We start from the raw sequence: 15,596 nt of genomic DNA, 5'->3' as shown, positions 1-15,596 counted from the left end.
TTCTACGACTATTGAACGAATGGACAGATTGTACCGTTGCACACTGTGCGACTTGGTCGTGCTGTTTTTATCTGAAGTCAACGAGCACAAGACGATAACGGGACACGATGATTTTGTCATAACGCCTATGGAATAGTATTAGGCCATAGTCCTGGACTGTTCACTACGGGGCCTTGTATTTTGGCTCATAATGAAAGGAAGGGTTAGATTTTGCCGTTATGGGCAGACGAGATGTGCTTACCGTAGATTTCAAGTGATGCACAGGTAACATGGCATTTTTCGGTTCTGTTAACTTGGCGCGGGCCAGCGATGGTCTCACAGGCATCCAACACCCACCAAGTTAACAGCACCGCCAAGACACATACCACACACCATGATTTTCTCAGCCAAACAGCGAATCTAGAATCAACACTCCGATCTTTCTCATGAAGGAAGGACAGTCGGCAAAGATATGTCTTCAATACAAGCAAGAGGTGCCAGGACCTGTACAAGTCTCCATACACACTCAAGTCTTTACAAGCAATGCAACCGATTCTAACCCAACAAACAATATCCACATGACTGGCAAGATTCTAAACATAACAGCTTCAACTGCATCTATAGATTACAACCTGAGTTCTGAAACTAACTCAAATGGGGGTCTACCGTATCATTATCACCGAAGATTGCGCGGGTCTGCCGTTAGCTGTTGGCTATAATTCAGCAAGTGAAATTGACAAGTCGGAACTTGCTTGGCTGGCAGGTACTTACAACTGCCCATCCAAAACAGAGCGGTATAACGTGACTGGCACAACGGGACTGGAAGTGCAAGGATACTCGCTAAATGTCAATCAGCAGTAAGCGTTTCACGGCAAAATCCTTTCAAGATGACCGACGGAATCTTGTACTAGAGCAGTTTAGCAGGCGAAAACGCAAAGCAATGACAACGTCGGATTAGAGCTAAGATCTGCTAGTTGTATTCACTATCAAGAATTCATTCAATATCTCCAAACTGCTTGCCAAGAATGTTGATTCCTTGTCGGGTAATCGATACCTGATCAAAACCTGAATGAGGTCTCAAAAGTTCCCGCTCTATCATCCACCGAGTGATTTTGTATATATTGCGTCTATAACTGTCGCCTGCAGAAATTTGAAGATATTTCGCCAATTTTTCTTCTTGACCCCAGTAATTCTGTAGTTTGATATAGTCAACAACTTTGGTCATAAGGACGGTTCTGCCAATTACGCCGCCTTTCATCTCAAATATTGCGCGCAATAGCCAAGGCCAAATAATCTCATAATCGCTTGAAGTCCATCTATCTTGCATGGGGTTTGATTGCCATTTCTGTTATTTAGGATACATGGCTAGTTGGCAAATCAGAATGTATCAAGTAGAGTTGTGCAATGCCTGTTGCTTTTGGCATGACTCTACAGCCCAAAGCCCGCAGATCACTCTTAAGCTGTTCTTTGAGCGAATCCGAATTTATGGCCCAGGCCCAAAATGTAGAAGGGTAAATCTCATAGCACATACTCAATATGCCTATCCTCCATTCCTTGCTTCTTGAAGCTCCTTCTGTATCGCTTCTTTGTCTATACCCCCACTAGATTCTTGGGTTCACTTGACGGAAAAAGACTCGGCAGAAGAGCGCGGCCGATCTCCAAAACTCCGGTCGACTTACTCTTTTAGTAGTAATTAAATATATTTCTGTACAAGTTGCGCAAAGCCGTTGGTGCTTCAAATAAATGCCGATGAAACTTGCTTCCGGCAGAAGAATTAAAGATGCACGCTAACTTCGACGCTCATCGTTGCAATAGCAAAATCTGTTGCGGCGTTCTGGGTTTGCCATCTTTAAAAACCTCTCTGGCCATATTTTTCATCGAAAATGAAGCGACTGCTCGCAAGACTGGTCGAAATTCTTTACCACGATCCGTTAAACCGTATTCGACCCTAACAGGAGATTCTGATACGATTCTTCTTTTAACAATGCCAAACTTTTCAAGTTCACGCAGCCGCTGGGTGAGTACCTTTGGGGTGATGCCTTCTATGTTTTCAAGAAAGCGATTAAACTGCGTGGTACCCCTGATTAATTCCCTGATAACTAGAATTGTCCATTTCTTCCCGATGATTTTGAAGGTCGTCTCGACCGGACACGCCTTTAGCTCCGGCATTTTGTAAAGGAGCTCAATGAAGGTAGAGTCAGTTTCAACCATGAATGGTTACAAGATATACATTTGGATACGTGAAACTTATAAACTATCCGTAACATACTAGATATACAAATGATAGCAAAAGAATCTGCTTCGAAAGAAATGAGCAAGAGGAACTATAGGAGAATCCTTGCAGTGACATTCAGGGGCGCGGTCATGGCCTCGATCACCTCTTCAATTATTTCATCTTCGGTGGTTGCCTTCAACGTCTATCTGCAGTGCGCAGGGTCAGGCGATTGCTTCCAAGCACATTTCTTACCGATATGGCCACGTTCCTTCGCTCTTGCGTTCGCAATAGCAACCCCTATTGTACTATTTGTAGCTCCAACCGTAATGAGAAAGATGAATGGAATTGCTCCGGACAAATCACGCAAGGCTACCTCGTAAGATAACCTCGATGCGTTTGTCTCGTTTGTTTAACTGCTATCGGGGCAGCCATACATATCCTTTCTAGAGAATTCTAGCAAAACGTGCAGGCCGAACTGGTAAATATCCAGTGAACGTCCTGTTGCTTGCATTCTATATGGTTTGGAAATTTTCGCGCCGGGCGAGCAGTAGTTCGTCAATCCGAAAGAGCACAACTGCAATTGCAGTATCTTTGAGCATTGTGGCAGCGTTCCTTTTTGTCGGAGCATCCAGCTTTGCACACAGGACCTACGCTGCTTCTCCGCTAATCACAATCAATGCCAACTATGCGACGTGCTGCCATGGCGACCTTCAATTCATCGTGCAGCTTCAAAACGCCTCTGCTCCCTTTGACCAAATCCACGTCCAGGGTCTTGCCCCCGACAGTACGGTTGTCTACGACAAGACTTTTGCGGTGAGTTCTGCCTCGGCAGTCGCGCAGGATGGATTCATGGTAGACCGCAAGTACATCGACGGGAGTTACACCGTTGTGGCGACCTACCAGGGGCAGACAGTGAATCAAAGCGTTCCGCCGTATTCCACGTTTGAGCCCCAGCCACCGACTTTTGTCGCATTATCTGTGACATCGAGCATGATTACTGGACGCGTCCAGGGAGGAATTGAGGGGGAGCAGGTAAGCGCCTCGGTGTACTCGCCCAGCGGCGCGCTTGTCAAGACATACTCCGGGCCTACTAACCTCCTAAACATCTTTGAGTTTGGCATTTCAGACTCGGACAGGGCTGCATTCACAGAGACGGGAACCTACAGGGTGGTCCTGACTCATGTTCCAACCGGAGTGACCGCTGACGCAACTTTCTCATACACTAGCCCAAACTCTGCGCCCCCAGCAGGTGAGGGCAATGGCACCGCCACTTCCAGTACCCAGAACGCTACTGGAGCCTCGGGCTCGACACAACAATCATCGCCGGCAGGCAGCCTCGCCTCCGCACCGGTCCGCGGGTCCTCCGGGAGTACAAGCATCGCGTCTGTCCAGACAGGCAGCAACTTTTCCGCAACAGGGCAGATTACCTCGCTTGTCGTGCCCAAGGTTGCAACCTCAGCTACAGGGAACCTCTCAAACAGCCCTCCTGCCTACCTTCTTGCAGGCAAATGGGCAATGAAATCGATTGATGGAAATATCACTTCCTTTTCCGCCAATCTTACAATGGTGCGAACAGACGGTCTTGACAGGCACGTGCACCAGCTTGCAAACTTTAGGCCCCAGAATACTTCCGGCACCATAGTGTTTGACAAAAACGGGACTGCTGGGGTTTCCGGCAAGCTTGACATTTACCTCAACGGCAAACCCGAGTGGTCCAATGTCAGTGCAACGGTTTCCTTTAGCCATTTCAACACCGTCAAAATAGTGCTCAACTCAACAAACCCCGCAGTAGCAAACCACTTTGGACGACAACCGATCTACGGCGTGACAGGCTCGTTCGTGCTAGAGGGCAAGCCGCTGAACTTGAGCAGAGAAAGCTAGCCGGTGCCGTTCCGCACCCACTTTTTTTACAGTTTGTATCCGATGCTCCTCAAAAAGTCCCTCCGCTCTCGCATTTGCGCTTCTCCTTCTATCCCCTTTGGCCTGGATCCGTCCACGACTCCGAGGATCGACCTTCCAAGGTCTGTCTCAGCAATTATTACCTCGATAGGATTGGCCGTCGCGCAATAGATGTTCAGAAGCTCTGGATTTGCGCGCAGATGCGGCAGGACGTTTACCGGGAACGCATTCTGAAACAGCACGACGATGCTGTGGCCGCAGGCTATCCTGAAGGCGTATTCTGATGCCAGGTCTTCGAGTTGCGGCTCGTTGCCCTGGCGGCGCACCAGACAAGGCCCGCTTGCTTCGCAAAATGCTATCCCGAACCTTATGCCCGGCACGCTGTTCATGAGCGACTCGTACACGTCCTCGACGGTCTTGATAAATTGGCTCTGGGCCAGGACGATTTGCACTCCCGGTATGCTCGACTCTACTTTCACGCTGTGCAGCTGCATGATCTACCTCTGGGCCGCATACAGATTTACTTAGCTTGGATGCAATTCACAGGCAACTGCAAGTACTGGTGCCTGCCGGAAAAGCCAGGTCTCACAATATCAGCACAGCGGCGCTTAGTACGGTTGTCCAGAGACCGTCCTTGTTTCCTTCAGCGGACTGGGTAAAGTTATGCGTGCGGTAAATCTTGCCGGAGAGCTTCCACTGCTCCTCCCTCTGATCCCATGCAAGGCTGGCATTATCAGGAAGGTCCATGATCGTCGCAAGCATCTCCATGGCCATGTCCTCTGCATAATCGCCCGCCTTCTGCGCTGTCTCACCGGTGGAATGATGCTCGGACAGGTATCCGTAGTGAGCCGCTTCTTCTGCCGGCCTAGCCAGTCCTATAGAGGCGGCGATTAGCCGGTTGGGCTCATTGGTCGAAGAGCGCGCCATGACTGCAAAGACCACCTGGCCCGGAACCAGGTGCTTCCGTCCCTCCGAGACGTTGACGATGCCGCAGCCCGGCGGCTTGATGCTTGATACGCTCACGAGATTAAGATCAGATATCTGGGCTTCGCGGAGTGCCAGCTCAAAGCTTGTGAGCTGGTCCTTGTGCACGCCCTTTCCTTTTGTAAAAAACATTAACTTGGGGACGTACTGAAAAGGGTTTGTAAGCGCAGTCGACGGGCCGGGCGGAATGGTGCTTTTCTTGAATTGAGCTTGGTCGTTGAGATCCGACATGAAACACAATACCAGAGCTGTACTAAAAAGGTTGGGAAGCTGTTCCTGCTAGCCGATACATGGGCATCCGGAGCTGGACTGGGTCTTTCCAAAGTATCTCCGTGCTTTCTCGTGAAGCCGACGACGATAGCAGAAATCATTGGACACCTCAACCGCCACGGAATCTATGCGCCGTCCCAAGGTCGCGAGGGCCAGCAGTCGGGCAGGACTATTGAATGAAGAAGGGAGGATCAAATCCATCCTCCCCTCACCGAAACCGGACGGCAGTTCTAGGAATCGAAGTCGGACGCATTAGGTCTGTATCCATCGGTTTTATCAGGTTGTATGTGCGAATGCCATCTGCGAACATTCTTCTAGTCTGACAATTCGATCAGGTTAAGTACCAACCCGCCATCTGGCAACAAGTGGCAGCTCCCGACGATGGAAGATTTTCAAAGGTTGACGAAAGCAAGCCATCGCTTAGCAGAACATTATCGGAACAAATCGAGAATAAGACGCGTACCATGGAAAGGGAAGTCTCCAACCACCTGAAGCAGGTAGAGCGCGACTTTAGGGTGCACCTGCAGGCCTGCATCGACAGTTGCGAGAGCATGGAGAGGATTGCACAAAGAAACGGCAGGGAATACGAGGCAATTCAGTACGGGCTGCGTGCCAAAATCTACAGGCAGATACTTGACAACTACAGCCTGTCGAATAGCTATGGCCGAGAGTAGGTCTCAGAATTTACCTGCCCAGCTGCGTCAGCAGATTATCCAGGACACTTGGATCGCTTCCGTTCCAGAGGATGGTGACGCCGTCTATCTGGCTGCTTACGGTGTTTACAGAGTTGATTATGTCTGTCACGCTAAACAGCGTCGGGCATACTTGGATCATTGCCGTAACTCCCGAGTTCTTGGCCTTTGCATACGGTATTACCGTACCGGGCACGCTCTGGAACTGGGAGTTGCCGACCACCTTTTGCAGCTGGATATCTACCGAATTTATCTGCGAATAGTCAAGGCCTGCATACTCGCTCAGTAGTATTCGCCTTGTGGGACTAATGCCGGAGCTGTAGCCTGCCGCCTTGATAATGCTCATTGCCTGGTTTGTAGAGGCCGCAGGATTGACAAGCTCTGACGGGGGAGTTGAGCCTGCGCCGTTTGCCGCCTCGTTGTCGTAGCCGATGTAGTCAAGTCTTATGCTGCTTGACTTGGCAGTCGTAATGCCCTGCTCTATCACCGGAATAGAGTTTGCTTCAAGCAGGTGTTTCTGGCCCGGGAACTTGCCGAGCGCAGTCAGCGAAAAGCTGCTCACAATGTCTGCAGTGGTAAGATGCTTCATTATTACCGCCTGTGAGGCGGGATCCGACTTGGCGATCACGATATTGATAATCCTGGAGGGTTGAGATACTACTTTGAGCATAACCTGGGTGGAATAAGCCACGTTCCCGCTGCCGTCAGTGGCCTTGGCGATAAACGAATACGAGCCAAGTCCAAGCGTAAAAGTGCCACTGCTCCAGGTAGACCAGTCGCCTGGTGCTTTTGGTGACACAGCTTGGTAAGCACCGCCATTCAGGCTTAATTGTACCTGCGTCACCCCAGTCCCTTTGTCCGATGAGGTGCCAGTTACTTGCACCGCGACTGCGCTGGAGGACTTTGGAAGGGCAAAATTGGTGCTATTGCCGGGGGAAATAATTGCAACCTTTGGAGGAACTGTATCTGATAAAAGCGCGCTTGCGGCCGAGCCTGAAAATGAAGGCACGACCATCATTGATGATACAACGAATAACGCTAATCCAAGTAAACCCGCGCCTCCATTCGAGGCGTTTCCTCTGCCTTTTCTTCCAATTATCATGAATTGCTCTCTTTCTACTGACCATCATCATCTTTAGGATCCTGCATGTATCAAAGCCAACAACACGACTGGGGCCAGGGTTGACACATCAGGTTAGACTAGGTTCTCGGTATGATTGCAACGGTTCACCTCTGCATCAGGCGCCCTGTCATACTACATGCAGGATTTCTGACGAAAGCTCCAAGACCCCGGCCTCTGCAAGGTGTCGTAAAACGATAAACCCACTTTTCCTTATAATTGCGCCAATGAAATTTTCAATCCAGACTTTGTCTAACCTTTATCACGGTGCGTACAGGAAAAGGGCAACCGCGATTGCAGGCTCCTTGGCACTTGGTGCTATGCTCGTTGCAATTTCCAATGTTTCGCTATTCTCGGTTTACGCAGACGGCGACAACAAATCCGGCTTTACGGGCAATTATGCGAATTCCCAGTACGGCTTTCAGATAACCATCACTTCAGGGTGGAAGGCCTTTGAGAGCCCCGGCATCAATTCGATGGTTTTTCAGGCAAACCCGTTCAGCGGGACCCAGCCCGTGCCGGCAGGTCTTAGCATAAACATCGATGGCTTTAACGTGCACCAGATGGCGTCATGCCTTGAAAGCCCGCAGAGCTACGACAGCAGCGCGGTAACTGTCAATGGCATGCCCGCGGTCAAGTGTACCTTCAAGTTCAACCAACTGGAGACTTACTACCTCAAGAGCCCGGCTCACAACTATATGGTGGAGCTTGACGCAACGCACTATGTTGCGTACGGCGACAAGACCTCGTTTGACAATTACATGAGCCAGATGCACGCCGCCATTGCAACGCTAAAGATTGACAACGCAATCGATCCGCAGTCTTCAAACCTGATGCCACCCCTTGCAAAGTACACGCAGACTCTTCATACCTCAAGCAAGGACATCGCCATGTACTTTGACACTTCTTCTTCAATCTCTGCCGTAAGTTTCGACGAGGCAGGCAAGAAGCTAAGCTTCAAGGTATCCGGCACCGACGGTACTATGGGAACGACCGTGGTTCACATCGGAAGCCTGCTCAAGGGGCCCTATGTTGTGACGTTTGACGGTCAGCCGGTCACAGACTTTAGGGCAGACGACTCTGCGGGCACCATTACCCTGAACTATCATCACAGCAGCCACACCGTCACAGTGTTAGGCGCAGAAGTAGTGCCCGAATTCCCAGTCCCTGCAATCCTGATTGCAGCAATTACTGGCATTATCGTGGTGTTGAGCAGGACCAGCTTGATTGGGAAATACCTCTGAACGACTGAGTCGACCAGAAAGCCGGTAGATGCTGATGCAGGACTTGCCGCTGGAAAGCACCAGCATATCATACCGCGCCGGTACTGGTAAAAGCCGGGTTATCTCGCCGGCTTGTCATATTTCGACGCGGTACCTCCGCTGGTCTCTATTGCAAGTTTCACCTTGCAGCCTTGGCTAACCCGGGAGCCCGAAGCACGTCTAAAGCAGAGACAAACGCAATCTGCTGCCCCGGCTCCGGAACTTGCGGCTTTTCTCTCATTTGGGCAAAAACCTCCCCGTCCTTTGTAAATTAAGTTGGGATCACTTTGGGGAGAGGGGGACTGACGACCCTAGCGAAACAATGCACCTATCGTTGCATCTCTACCGCGACGGGTCAAAAGCGATAACGTTTTTAACCCTGTCAGGCGGGTTTTTAGTGCACGCATGTCAGAAACTTCGGAGATTACCGAGACTAAATGGGGCGTTGCCCACATCTTTAGCAGTTACAATAATACTCTTGTCCATATTACCGACCTGAGCGGTAGCGAGACCATCTCGTTCAGCTCCGGCGGCAGGCACGTCACCGCCGACAGGTACGAATCTTCTCCCTATGCCGCAATGAAGTCCGCAGTCGCCGCGGCAGACGTCGCCAAGACAAAGGGCATTAACGCACTGCACATCAGGGTTAGGGCTGTAGGCGGCGTCGGCCCTAGAATCCCCGGGCCTGGCGCGCAGGCGGCCATCAGGGCACTTGCGAGAGCCGGCTTTAGGATAGGCAGGATTGACGACGTCACCCCGATCCCCCACGACACCACGAGAAAGCCGGGCGGAAGAAGGGGACGCAGAGTCTAGAACGAGCTCTTTTTCATCTCAGGGGCCATCTTGACGGTCGCCCCGCAGCCTCTTTCCTTTAGGCGGAGCGCGATCCATCCGATGAACTTATCCTCAAACTTTTTGCCCTTGGTCGAATCCACATGCTGCCTCTGCTTCTCATAGATGCACTCCACGAACTCGCCTGCAAGAAACATCTTGGCAAAGGCCCAGCCGGCGCGCTCTAGCGGCTCGTCTATCGCGTATGCGTTTTGGAGCCGGCACTCGCCCTGAAGTGATGCCAGGAACTCGCCAGCAATCTTGCCGTCGCGCTCAAACTCCGTTGTCTGAAAGTCAATGATAAAGGTGCCGATGACTGACAACGCGTCAGCCCTCCAGTTCGTTTCCCGCCTGCTTGAGCTTGTCTGAAAAAGATACAAACTTGCCGTGGTCCTCGACCTTGATGCTTGTGTCAATGTGGACGCGCAGCCCAATTGACCTGAAAAGCGAAAGGAGTTCGCCCCCTGATATCTTGTTCTGGAGCTCGCCACTCCGAATGAGCTCTGCAATCTTTGTGACAATCGCTTCAGTCTGAGCGGGGAACTGGGCATACGCGCGGTTTAGCACCTCTTCGCCTCGGTCGTAAAGAAAGGAAAGCACAATATCCCTCGGGGACTTTGTCGGCTTTGGCGCCTCGGTCGGCTTTGGCGCGGCTGCTAGTTTTCGCATTTCGCGGAGTTTTCTGGCCTTTATCCGCTCGATGTCCGGATCCGACTCGTCTGCAGACATTATCCCTTTATCACTCCAACCGGCACCAGCCTGACTACCTTGGTCGCGATGCCAAGCTCGTGAGAGACGTTTGCGACTGCATCCACGTCCTTGTACGCCTCGGGTGTCTCTTCAACCATTCCATCCCTGGTAAGCGCACGGATGTAGATGCCCTTTGACTCGAGACCCTGCTTTACTGACTCGGCGGTGTAACTGCGCTTTGCAGCGGACCTTGACATCGTCCTGCCAGCGCCGTGAGCCGTCGAGCCAAAACTCAGGTCAAGTGAGCGGTCGTTGCCTAGCAAAATCCAGCTGGCGGTTCCCATCGAGCCGGGTATGATAACCGGCTGGCCCACGTCTCTGTATTTTTTGGGTATCTGCTCCATCCCTGCCGGGAACGCCCTGGTAGCGCCTTTTCGGTGGACAACCAACTCGCGCGTGCCCTCGCCTTCCACCCGCTGGCGCTCTACCTTGGCGATGTTGTGGGCAACGTCGTATACAAGGTCCATGTCAAGGTCGGCCTCGGACATGCCAAAGACGCGCTCAAAGACCTTCCTAGTCCAGTGGGTGAGCATCTGTCGGTTGGCCCATGCAAAGTTGAGCGCCGAGTACATCGCCTTGCGGTAGTCCTCGCCCTCCTTCGAGTTGTTCGGCACGCAGGCAAGTTCCCTGTCTGCCAGCGTTAGGCCGTATTTCTTGAGCGCGGATTCGGAAACGCGAAGATAGTCGGTGCAAATCTGGTGGCCAAAACCGCGAGAGCCGCAGTGTATCAGCACCGTCAGCTGCCCCTGTCCCTCTATTCCCATGGCGGCAGCAGCCTTTTCATCAAATATCTTGTCCACCTTTTGGATTTCAAGAAAGTGGTTGCCAGAGCCAAGGCTTCCCAGCTGCGGCGCGCCCCTCTTGCGGGCCGTGTCTGAAACCCGAGCCGGGTCAGCGCCACCCATCCTGCCATTTTCTTCGCAAACATCCATGTCGTCGGCCGTCCCATAGCCATGGTTGACTGCCCACCCAACCCCTTCGACAAGCAGGTCGTCGAGTTCTGACTTGGACAGCCTTACGGCGCCCTCGCTTCCCACGCCGGACGGTATTGACTTGAAGAGGTCATTTACAAGATCCTTGAGTTTTGGCCTCAGGTCCGACTCTGTTAGGCTCGTGCGCACAAGCCGCACTCCGCAGTTGATGTCGTAGCCGACGCCACCGGGGCTAATCACGCCGGTTTCAAGGTCGGTGGCCGCGACGCCTCCCACAGGAAAGCCATAACCCTCATGACCGTCTGGCAGCACTACGACGTGCTTTTGCACGCCCGGCAGTGTAGAGACGTTTGCCGCCTGGTCTATGGTGCGGTCCATGACCATCTTGGAAATGAGGGAATCGTTAGCGTAAATTGTGACGGGAACGTTCATGCCCTTCGACTGGTCGCGCTCTATTCTGTAGACAAAATCGCCGACCTTCTTTACCCGGTGGTTGCCGCTCCGGGTGACAAGCTCACTCAATGCCTTATCACAGTCCGCCGGAGCTATTATATGCGTTCCTAGAATTTGACAAAAACCGCGTACATGAGGTGCGAGGCCAGACAAGATTTAATTCATCCAGACTGATGCAGTATGTTAGCCACAATCCAATGCCAATCCTTCCAGTTGACTCGGGACGGTACGGAAGCAAGGAGATGCGCAGCATCTTTGAGGACCATGCCCGCCTCAGGTACCAGCTCTTGTTCGAGGCCTCGGTTGCGGAAAGCCAGGCCGAGTTGAAAATGATTCCTGCCGCCGCGGCCGAGGACATTTCCAAGGCCGCCTCTTCGGGCAAGGTTACACTTGAGAGGATTGCAGAGCTCGAGTCTATAAGCGACCACGATACGGCCGCGCTCGTCGAGGCACTGAGCGAGCAGCTGGCCGCGGCGTCAAAGCCCTGGGTGCACTACGGGCTAACAAGCGCCGACGTGGTCGACACCTCGATGTGCATGCAGCTGAGAGACGCGTTTGAAATCATTGAAGAAAAGGTAAAAACACTCGCGGAAAAACTCGCCTCAAGGGCAGCCGAGTTTTCCGACCTTCCAGCGGTCGGGCGCACCCACGGCCAGCATGCAAGCATTGTCGCGTTTGGACTGCGGTTCGCAGTGTGGGCCTCAGAGATGGCAAGGCACTATGAGAGGATAAGAGAGGCCCGGCCCCGGGTTTTGCTGTGCAAGACGCTAGGCGTCGTAGGCACCGGCTCGCTGATGGGAGAAAAGGCCCTTGAGGTACAACGACTTGCTAGCAAGTCCCTCGGCCTGTACCCTGTAGACGCTGCCACCCAGGTGATCCCCCGCGAGCGCTTTGCCGAGGCGCAGTTTCTGCTGGCCCTTGTCGGATCGACGCTTGACAAGATTGCCGTCGAGATACGGAACCTGCAGCGGACAGAGATTGCTGAGGTAGCCGAGCCTTTCAGAAAAGGCCAGATGGGGAGCAGCGCGGTGCCTGTCAAGCGAAACCCTACAAAGAGCGAGCGCGTTTCATCGCTTTCAAGGCTCCTCAGGTCGCTTGTGGACGTATCGCTTGAGAACGTCCCCCTGTGGCACGAGCGGGACCTCTCAAACTCTGCAAACGAGCGCTTTACACTCCCGCTGGGAGCGATTCTTCTCGACGAGATGCTCGGCCTCATGATCAAGGTGATATCAGAGCTTGCGGTCAACCGCAGCCGGATTACTTCCAACATCGAAATAACCAAGGGACAAATCTATGCCGAGTTTGTGCTTGAGGCCCTTGTGAAAAAGGGCGTCCCGCGTTTTGAAGCCTACAGGGACATACAGCGCGTGGCATTTTCCGCAGCGGCAGACGGAACGCATTTTCTCGAAGCGGCGGCAAAGGACGCAAGCATATCCGAGAGCCTGTCACGGCAAGAACTCGAGACGATATTTCAGCCCGCCTCGCACCTTGCAGCCTCGGGCAGGATAATAGAGAATGCCAAGAGTCTTGTTGGCAGGCTGACCAAGAACCGGAATTAGTATAGGTGCCGCCGGTGAGATTTGAGCTCACGACAGCTCGGTCTTCAGCTTCACCCTGATATTGAAAATCAGTCGAGTGCTCTCCCAGGCTGAGCTACGACGGCACTATCAAAAAGGCATCTTGAAACTCTATATGAGTGTCACTGTCGTTTTGGCCGTGACGCGTGAAATTAGAACTCTTTTACTTAAAGTAAATAAACGAAAAAGTGGTTTGCATTGATCGTTAGCATGATAAATCCCTCCGCAGATGGCGCTCCAAAGACGGTAGAAGAGTCACCAGAAGAGCGCAAGCGGCGCTTCCTTGAGGAGTTTGAAAGACCTTTCAAGTGTGACAAGTGTAACGAGCGCTTCAAGAAGAAAAAATACCTGCGCGAGCACAAGTCGCAGGTACACTCGTACTAGTTTCTACTTTAAGGGTAAAAGACAGGGAATAAAACCTGGAACGGGATTGCGCCTAGGAGGGGTATCCTCCTTCGTCCTTGAGCGCCTTTAGGATTGTTGCGTTCACGTCATCAATGTTGACGTTTTCTGCCAGGTATCCCGCAAGGTCGGATAGCGTAATGATGCCAAGCGCTTTTCCAGACTCGTCGGCAACCAAAAAGTGGCGCATGCCGTAGTGGCGCATGTTATCTGCAGCCACTTCTACCGGGGAGAAAGGGTCGATGAATGCAATTGGCGAAGACATTATGGTCTTTACCGGGACATTCAGGTCCGGCTCGTCTGTAGCACAGACCCTCCTTACGAGGTCGCGCTCGGTGAGTATGCCCTGGTTGACTTGCTCGCTTTGCTGGTCGACAACGAGAAGCGAGCTGACGTTCTTGTCCTTCATTTTCATTGCAGCGTCGTGGGCCGTCGCGTTAATGTCAATGGTCTCGATTTTCTTTGACATTATTTCACCAATGGACTTCATGCCGAAATGAAATATACCCGGATTGCTTTTATGGGTTCATGCGAATCGCGCCCGCACGAGGCTTGGCCGGACAGACGGTTTGTGACAGACGAGAGGCGCGGAGGGATGCCGTTATTCTCAGAAAGTACGAAAAGCTCCAGCGCAGATTGATAGTTCCAAAGGGAGAGGTCAATTTGCCGAGTGTTTGTTAACCATTTTGCTTTCTAGTGTTGGAATCGCTAGGATATGGACTATGTTCAAGACAGAGGCTAGCGCCCTACTCTCTGGGAATTGCTTTCTTTGTTTTTGACAGCGAATCGGCTGCTGCTTCAAAGTCGCTCATGTTAACTTCGAGTTTTTTCAGCTCCTCATTGCTTATTGGATCCGGCGTGCTGTACAGGGCATCAATCTGGAGCATTCTCTTTATGCAATTCATTGATGCGTCTGTACACAGGTATTCCAGATCCGCCCCCGTGAAACCCTCTGTCATCGAGGCGATTTTTTCAAGGTCGACGTCAGCTCCAAGCTCCCTTATCCGCCCTGCATAGATCTTCAAGATTTCAAGCCGAGCATTTTGGTCGGGAATCCTGAACTCTATCTCGACATCAAATCGCCCCGGTCTTCTGAACGCCGGGTCGACTGCCTCATGCCTATTGGTCGCCGCGATTACAAAGACAGTGCCCCTTGATTCGAGTCCGTCCATCAGGGACAGCAACTGAGAGGAGAGCTTTCTTTCGGCCTCACTCGAGATTTTCCTAATAGGAGCTATCGAGTCAATTTCGTCAATGAATATTATTGAGGGGGCCTTTTCCTTCGCCTCCTTGAAAATTTCCCTGAGCTTGGCCTCCGCTTCGCCATGGTATTTACTGATTATTTCAGTTGCAGCAATGGGGATGAAATGCACGCTAGAAACGCTTGCGCCCGCCCTGGCCAAATGTGTCTTTCCGGTTCCAGTAGGACCTCTGAAAAGAATCGACTTGGGGATCCTCGTCCCGAGCTTTTCGAAAATTTCAGGATGCCTCAGAGGAAGCTCTATCATTTCGCGCACCTTTTGGATCTCTTCCTTCAGTCCGCCAATGTCCTCGTATGTGACCAGCTGTACTCCCCTTAACGTGTCGCCTTTTTCTGCGATCTGGAATATGGTCTTTTGAGTGACAAGTCCTGCATCAGCCTCAGGTGTGACTCCTATTACCTGAAAAGTGAGCCTGCCACCAAAGTAAGGCACCATTACGTTGTCACCTTTGATTAGTGGCACGCTTTCAAGCGCATCGGCAAGGTAACGCTCGTCAATAGGTGGAATTGCCTCAGCCGGGGCAACTACTACTTTGTCTGCCTTAAGGGCTTTGACCTTCTTCACAATTACAGTATCGCCGATGGCAATCCCTGCATTGTTTCTGACAAGGCCGTCAAACCTTATGACCCCTTTTCCTTCATCTGAGGGGTAAATCGGAAGGCTTTTTGCGACTGTCCTGCGTTTCCCTCTGATTTCAAGAACGTCGCCGGTTGACGCACCAAGTGAATCCATGGAATTATAATCTATGCGAGCAACGCCGCGGCCAACATCTCTTGTATATGCTTCGAGCACCTTAAGTGAGAGAATCATTTCTCCCTTTGCCATCGATTGCACTTATCAAGATCCTTATCTAAATACAATTAGGCTGCACTTGTGCTAAAGAATTCGGACAACTCCCGGAGATTTTGATAACTAAAGGGGCGTGGAGAATCCAGACGAGAATTCTTTTAGCAGACTTAAAGTTCTTT

Annotated in this window: 17 protein-coding genes, 1 tRNA gene and 1 pseudogene; 8 read left to right on the top strand and 11 right to left on the bottom strand. The window is 51.8% G+C overall.

Annotated elements, in window-relative coordinates:
- Positions 1-633 precede the first annotated feature (633 nt).
- Positions 634-840, top strand: coding sequence for a hypothetical protein (locus tag ABI361_11505; GenBank protein MEO9321288.1), 207 nt, complete (start codon positions 634-636; stop codon positions 838-840).
- 133 nt (positions 841-973) lie between these two features.
- On the opposite strand, the gene ABI361_11500 is transcribed toward ABI361_11505, so the two are convergent.
- Together ABI361_11500 and ABI361_11495 are read right to left on the bottom strand one after the other, a co-directional pair.
- Positions 974-1,306 carry a hypothetical protein gene (locus ABI361_11500; GenBank protein ID MEO9321287.1) on the bottom strand — a complete coding sequence of 111 codons (333 nt, stop codon included), beginning with the start codon at positions 1,304-1,306 and terminating at the stop codon, positions 974-976.
- 473 nt (positions 1,307-1,779) lie between these two features.
- Positions 1,780-2,190, bottom strand: a complete 411-nt coding sequence (locus tag ABI361_11495; protein ID MEO9321286.1) for a helix-turn-helix domain-containing protein — start codon at positions 2,188-2,190, stop codon at positions 1,780-1,782.
- 69 nt (positions 2,191-2,259) lie between these two features.
- Between ABI361_11495 and ABI361_11490 the strand changes: the two genes are divergently transcribed.
- Positions 2,260-2,574, top strand: a complete 315-nt coding sequence (locus tag ABI361_11490; GenBank protein ID MEO9321285.1) for a DUF2798 domain-containing protein — start codon at positions 2,260-2,262, stop codon at positions 2,572-2,574.
- A 211-nt stretch (positions 2,575-2,785) separates the two neighbouring features.
- Positions 2,786-4,075 carry a hypothetical protein gene (locus ABI361_11485; protein ID MEO9321284.1) on the top strand — a complete coding sequence of 430 codons (1,290 nt, stop codon included), beginning with the start codon at positions 2,786-2,788 and terminating at the stop codon, positions 4,073-4,075.
- 26 nt (positions 4,076-4,101) lie between these two features.
- On the opposite strand, the gene ABI361_11480 is transcribed toward ABI361_11485, so the two are convergent.
- Positions 4,102-4,587: an adenosine-specific kinase gene (locus ABI361_11480; protein ID MEO9321283.1), complete on the bottom strand. Its 486-nt coding sequence runs from the start codon at positions 4,585-4,587 to the stop codon at positions 4,102-4,104.
- Positions 4,588-4,678: 91 nt separating this feature from the next.
- Positions 4,679-5,209 (bottom strand): pyruvoyl-dependent arginine decarboxylase, encoded by a 531-nt coding sequence (locus ABI361_11475; GenBank protein ID MEO9321282.1) that lies wholly within the window; start codon positions 5,207-5,209, stop codon positions 4,679-4,681.
- 503 nt (positions 5,210-5,712) lie between these two features.
- Between ABI361_11475 and ABI361_11470 the strand changes: the two genes are divergently transcribed.
- Positions 5,713-6,021, top strand: a complete 309-nt coding sequence (locus ABI361_11470; protein MEO9321281.1) for a hypothetical protein — start codon at positions 5,713-5,715, stop codon at positions 6,019-6,021.
- 10 nt (positions 6,022-6,031) lie between these two features.
- Here the strand turns inward: ABI361_11470 and ABI361_11465 are convergent, their stop codons facing one another.
- Entirely contained in the window at positions 6,032-7,141 is a 1,110-nt protein-coding gene (locus tag ABI361_11465; protein MEO9321280.1) for a hypothetical protein, read from the bottom strand.
- Between the two features lie 266 nt (positions 7,142-7,407).
- Between ABI361_11465 and ABI361_11460 the strand changes: the two genes are divergently transcribed.
- The gene (locus ABI361_11460) at positions 7,408-8,403 is read left to right on the top strand and encodes a hypothetical protein (protein MEO9321279.1); all 996 of its coding nucleotides are present in this window, start codon (positions 7,408-7,410) and stop codon (positions 8,401-8,403) included.
- 423 nt (positions 8,404-8,826) lie between these two features.
- Complete coding sequence (locus tag ABI361_11455) at positions 8,827-9,234, top strand: 30S ribosomal protein S11 (GenBank protein MEO9321278.1); 408 nt, start codon at positions 8,827-8,829, stop codon at positions 9,232-9,234.
- Here the strand turns inward: ABI361_11455 and ABI361_11450 are convergent.
- The 3 genes from ABI361_11450 to ABI361_11440 are packed head-to-tail and all read right to left on the bottom strand — an operon-like array spanning position 9,231 to position 11,366.
- Complete coding sequence (locus ABI361_11450) at positions 9,231-9,575, bottom strand: hypothetical protein (GenBank protein ID MEO9321277.1); 345 nt, start codon at positions 9,573-9,575, stop codon at positions 9,231-9,233. The two genes, ABI361_11455 and ABI361_11450, sit on opposite strands and share 4 nt — an antisense overlap.
- Positions 9,576-9,579: 4 nt before the next feature.
- Positions 9,580-9,981, bottom strand: a complete 402-nt coding sequence (locus ABI361_11445; protein MEO9321276.1) for a DNA-binding protein — start codon at positions 9,979-9,981, stop codon at positions 9,580-9,582.
- Entirely contained in the window at positions 9,981-11,366 is a 1,386-nt protein-coding gene (locus ABI361_11440) for an RtcB family protein (GenBank protein MEO9321275.1), read from the bottom strand. Before ABI361_11440 ends, ABI361_11445 begins: the two co-directional genes overlap by 1 nt.
- Positions 11,367-11,584: 218 nt before the next feature.
- On the opposite strand from ABI361_11440, the gene purB reads away from it, so the two are divergent.
- A complete protein-coding gene (gene purB, locus ABI361_11435) occupies positions 11,585-12,946 on the top strand; it encodes an adenylosuccinate lyase (protein MEO9321274.1) in 1,362 nt (453 codons plus the stop codon).
- A gap of 6 nt (positions 12,947-12,952) precedes the next feature.
- Here purB and ABI361_11430 read toward each other — a convergent pair.
- Positions 12,953-13,050 (bottom strand) — tRNA-Phe (locus ABI361_11430).
- 124 nt (positions 13,051-13,174) lie between these two features.
- Here ABI361_11430 and ABI361_11425 point away from each other — a divergent pair.
- Complete coding sequence (locus tag ABI361_11425) at positions 13,175-13,348, top strand: hypothetical protein (protein ID MEO9321273.1); 174 nt, start codon at positions 13,175-13,177, stop codon at positions 13,346-13,348.
- Positions 13,349-13,400: 52 nt separating this feature from the next.
- Here the strand turns inward: ABI361_11425 and ABI361_11420 are convergent, their stop codons facing one another.
- The gene (locus ABI361_11420) at positions 13,401-13,856 is read right to left on the bottom strand and encodes a CBS domain-containing protein (GenBank protein MEO9321272.1); all 456 of its coding nucleotides are present in this window, start codon (positions 13,854-13,856) and stop codon (positions 13,401-13,403) included.
- A gap of 301 nt (positions 13,857-14,157) precedes the next feature.
- A pseudogene (locus tag ABI361_11415) lies at positions 14,158-15,453 on the bottom strand (AAA family ATPase).
- Positions 15,454-15,596: the final 143 nt, after the last annotated feature.

The sequence above is a fragment of the Nitrososphaera sp. genome, assembly GCA_039938515.1.
GTDB lineage: Archaea > Thermoproteota > Nitrososphaeria > Nitrososphaerales > Nitrososphaeraceae > Nitrososphaera.
Note: the sequence above shows the minus strand (reverse complement) of the source record. Positions and strands in the feature narration are given on the sequence as shown.